Here is a 4,713-nt window from a genome sequence, read left to right as displayed (position 1 = left end):
CCCGGCATGTCGAGGAGCTGACCGGGCAGCTGCGGCGGATCCTCGCCGGAGAGCACGACCCGGCCGCCGGAATCCACCTCGCGGACCCGGCGGACGGCCAGGTCGCCTTCCTCTTCCCCGGCCAGGGCAGCCAGCGGGCCGGCATGCTCGCCGACCTCATGATCACCCTGCCCGAGCTGCGCCCCTACCTGCCCCCGGCGCTCGCCGGCCTCGTCCACCCCCCGGCCGCCTTCGACGACGCCGCCCGCGAGCGCCACCGGGCCGCCCTCACCGACACCCGGGCGGCACAGCCCGCCCTCGGCGCCGCCGGGCTGGCCGCCCACGCCTTCCTCACCGCCGCGGGCGTCCACCCGGACCTGGCCGGGGGACACAGCTACGGTGAACTCGTGGCGCTCGCCGCGGCCGGCGCCCTCGACCCGGAGACCCTGCTCGAACTGAGCGCAGAGCGGGCCGCCGCGATCCTTGCGGCGGCCGGCGACGACCCCGGCACCATGGCCGCCGTCGGCGCCCCCGCCGAGGACGTCGTACACGCCCTGCGCGCCGCCGGGGCGCCCGGGTCGGTCGTCGTCGCCAACGTCAACTCGCCCGAGCAGACGGTGATCTCCGGACCCACGGCGGACGTCGACACCGCCGTACGGCTGCTGCGCGCGGCCGGTCTCGGCGCCCGGCGCATCCCCGTGGCCTGCGCCTTCCACAGCCCGCTGGTGGCCGCCGCGGGGGAGCGGTTCGCCAAGGTCCTCGCGGACAAGCCGGTGCGCGCACCGGAGTTCCCCGTCTGGGCCAACCGCACCGCCGCGCCGTACCCGCCGGACCCGGACGCGGTGCGCGCCGGACTCGCGGCCCAGATCGGGGCGCCGGTGGCGTTCGCCGCCCAGATCGAGGCGATGTACGCGTCGGGTGCGCGGATCTTCGTCGAGGCGGGTCCGGGCACCGTCCTCATCCGGCTCGTCGGGCAGATCCTCGGCGACCGCCCGCACCGCGCGGTCGCCTGCGAGCCCCGTCCCGACAGCGGCCTTCCCGGCTGGCTCGACGCCCTCGCCCAACTCGCGGTTGCCGGGCTGCCGGTGCGCACCGCCTGGCTCCTCCAGGGCCGGGACGCCGTCGACGCGCTGCGCACCCCGGCGCCCCGCCGGGCCGGCTGGACGGTCGACGGCCACCTCGCGCGCACCGCCGACGGAGCCCCACTCTCCGGTGCCCTCGCACCGGCCCGACGAGTCGTGGAGACGACTGTGACGACCGACCAGCCGCACGGCGCCCCGGCCGACCGGGACGCGCTCATCTCCGAATTCCTGCGCACCGGCCGCGAGATGATCGCCGCCCAGCGGGACGTGCTGCTCACCTACTTCGGTGCGGCGCCCCCGGCCCCGGCCCCGGCGGCGCCGCCGCCCGCGCCCGGCGCCGTACCCGTGGTGGGCACGGAACCGGCCGTACCCCACGAGCGGCCGGCCGTGTCCGCCGGGCCGGGGGACGACGTCGAGCGGGTCGTCCTGGAGGTCATCAGCGAACGCACCGGCTACCCCGCTGACATGATCGAACCCGGCCTCGACCTGGAGGCGGACCTGAGCATCGACTCGATCAAGCGGGCCGAGATAGCGGGCGAACTCGCCAAGCGGCTGGGCATCGCGGGCGGCGCGGAGCTCCTGGACGACGCGGAGCTGGAGGAGCTCACCAAGGCCCGTACGGCGGCCGCGGTGACCCAGTGGCTGAGCACGCGGCTGGGTGCGGACCGCGCCGAGGCCCTCGGGCGCCGGGAGCAACCGGTCGAGGAGACGGGCCCCGCGGACCGCGCCGAGGCCCTCGGGCGCCGGGGACAACCGGCCGAGGAGACGGACCCCGTGGGCCTCGGCGTGGCTCCCCGGCGCTGCGAGCTGCGGCCCGTGCCGCTGCCGGACGCGCCCCCCGAGCCCGACGGCGGCCCGTCCGGGCAGCGGTTCGCGGTGCTGGGCGACGGCGGGGGAGCGGCGGCCGAACTCGCGGCGCTGCTCGGCGCGCTGGGCGCGGACGCCGTGCTCCTGGAGCGCGGGCACGTCCTCGGCGCGGCGGACGGCACCGTGGACGGTGTGGTGTACCTGGGCGCGTTGCCCGGAGCGGACCTCCCGGTGCTGCCGGACGCCTTCCCGGTGTTCCGAGCGGCTCTGGCGTGCGGCACCGGCCGGCTGCTCGCCGTCCGGGCGGGGGACGGCCCCGGGGCGGTGCGTGCTGCCGGGCTCGACGGCCTGTTCCGCACCGCCGCCCGGGAGTACCCCGACGTCCTCGCGCGGGTCGTGGCCGTCGGCGACACCGCCCCGGCGGCCGTGGCCGACGCCGTGCTCGCCGAGCTGCGGGCGCCGGTCCCGGCCCCGGTGGTCCTGCGGACGACCGCCGGATCCCGCCAGGGTCTGGAGCTGGTGCCCGCGCCCCTCGGCCCGCTCGGCAGCACCGGCGCCGGACCCGCCGGGGACGGCGCCGCCGAGGCCGCCGCGCTGGGGCTCGACCGGGACTCCGTGGTGCTGCTGATCGGGGGCGCCCGCGGCATCACCGCGCGGTGCGCGGCCACGTTGGCGGGCGCCTGCGGCTGCCGGATCGAGCTGCTCGGCCGTACCCCGGCGCCCACCGCGCCCGAGCCCCCAGGGACCGCCGCCGCGCACACCCCCGTCGCACTGCGCGCGGCGCTCGCCGCGGGTCCCGGCGCGCCGGGACCCGCCGAGATCAACCGGGCCGCCGAAAGGATCCTCGCCCAGCGCGAGATCGCCACGACCCTCCACGAACTCACCGCCCTCGGCAGCGCGGCCCGCTACCGCTCGGTGGACTTCCGGGACCGGGACGCGGTGCTGCGGGCGGTCAAGGAGATCCACGCCGAGCACGGCCGGCTGGACGGGGTCGTCTTCGCCGCCGGGGTGATCGAGGACAGGTTGATCGCCGAGAAGACCCCCGACTCCTTCCGGCGGGTGTACGGCACGAAGACGGCCGGGGCCGCCGCGCTGTTCGCCGCACTCGACGACCTGCCCGCCGCGCCCGGGTTCACCGTGCTGTTCGGCAGCATCGCCGCCGTCCTCGGCAACCGCGGCCAGGCGGACTACGCCGCTGCCAACGACGCGCTGGCGGCGCTCGGCACCGACTGGGCCGCCCGCACCGGCCGCCGCGTGCTCACCGTCCACTGGGGACCGTGGGCGCCGTCCGCCGCCCACACCGGCATGGTCGGCGCGGAACTCGGCCGTGAGTACGCCCGCCGCGGCGTGCGGATGATCGACCCGGACGAGGGCGCCGCGGCCCTGCTCCGAGAGCTCGCCTGGGGCGATCCGGCGGCCCGCGCCGTCGTCTACACTGCCTCGGGCTGGTGACATGACGGAGCATCAGGTACCCGTCGCCATCGTCGGGATGTCGGTGCTGCTGCCGGGCGCGCGCGGCCTCGACGCCTACTGGCGCAACCTGCGCGACGGAGTCGACGCGATCGGTGACGTCCCCGCGGACCGCTGGGACGCCTGCCACTACCGCCCCGGAGCTGCCACCGGGCCCGCCGTCGCCGACCAGGTGTACTGCCGGCGCGGCGGCTTCGTGGACGGCCTGGCCGAGGTGGAGGTCACCCGCTACGGCATCATGCCCGCCTCCGTGCCGGGCACCGAGCCCGACCAGCTGATCGCCCTGGACGTGGCCGCCGCCGCGCTCGCCGACGCGCGCGGCGGGGACCGGCTGCCCCCCCGGGACCGGATCGGTGTGGTCCTGGGCCGCGGCGGCTACCTCGGCCCCGGCCTGGCCCGCCTCGACCAGCGGGTCCGCACGGCGGGCCAGCTCGTCCGCACCCTGGCCGAGCTGCTGCCGGACCTGAGGCCCGCCCAACTGGAGCGCATACGTTCGGCGTTCACCGAGCGGCTCGGGCCCGACCGCCCCGAGTCCGCGATCGGCCTGGTCCCCAACCTCGCCGCCTCCCGCATCGCCAACCGGCTGGACCTGCGCGGCCCCGCCTACACCGTCGACGCGGCCTGTGCATCCTCCCTGGTCGCCGTCGACCAGGCGGTCACCGAACTCGCCACCGGGCGCTGCGACATGATGCTCGCCGGGGGAGTGCACCACTGCCACGACATCACCCTCTGGAGCGTCTTCTCCCAGCTGCGCGCGCTGTCCCCGACCCAGCGCATCCGCCCCTTCCACCGCGACGCCGACGGCATCCTGATCGGCGAGGGAACCGGTGTCGTCGTACTGAAGCGGCTCGCGGACGCCGCACGCGACGGCGACCGCGTCTACGCGGTGATCCGTGGGACCGGGGTGGCCGGCGACGGCCGTACGGCGGGGCTCGCCACCCCCGACCCGGGCGGGCAGACACGGGCCGTACGCCAGGCCTGGCGGGCCGCCCGCCTCGACCCCGCCGCACCCCGCTCCATCGGCCTGCTGGAGGCCCACGGGACCGCCACCCCCGCCGGTGACGCGGCCGAACTCACCACTCTCACCGAGGTGTTCGGGCGGGGTGCGGACCACCGGGACGGCGAACGCCCGGTCCTCGGCTCCGTGAAGTCGATGATCGGTCACACCATGCCGGCCGCCGGAGTCGCGGGCCTCGTCAAGGCGGCCCTCGCCCTCCACCACGCCACCCTGCTGCCCACCCTGCACTGCGACGATCCCCACCCCCGTCTCGCCAACACCCGCTTCCGCACCCTGGACCGGGCCCGCCCCTGGGACCCCGATCCCCACCAGCCCGTCCGCCGGGCGGCCGTCAACGCCTTCGGCTTCGGCGGCATC

Annotated in this window: 2 protein-coding genes; both read left to right on the top strand. The window is 77.4% G+C overall.

Annotation, left to right across the window (positions count from 1 at the left end):
• Positions 1-3,320, top strand: a 3,320-nt coding sequence (locus ACLU3S_RS35950; protein WP_413956174.1) for an SDR family NAD(P)-dependent oxidoreductase, incomplete at its 5' end; no start/stop codon positions are given.
• Position 3,321: 1 nt separating this feature from the next.
• Positions 3,322-4,713 (top strand): polyketide synthase (locus ACLU3S_RS35945; protein WP_413956173.1); only part of this gene is annotated, 1,392 nt, incomplete at its 3' end.

This window comes from Streptomyces sp. AF1A, from assembly GCF_047340315.1.
Classification (GTDB): domain Bacteria; phylum Actinomycetota; class Actinomycetes; order Streptomycetales; family Streptomycetaceae; genus Streptomyces.
The sequence above is the reverse complement of the archived record's forward strand: the minus strand, read 5'-3'. Positions and strand labels throughout refer to the sequence as shown.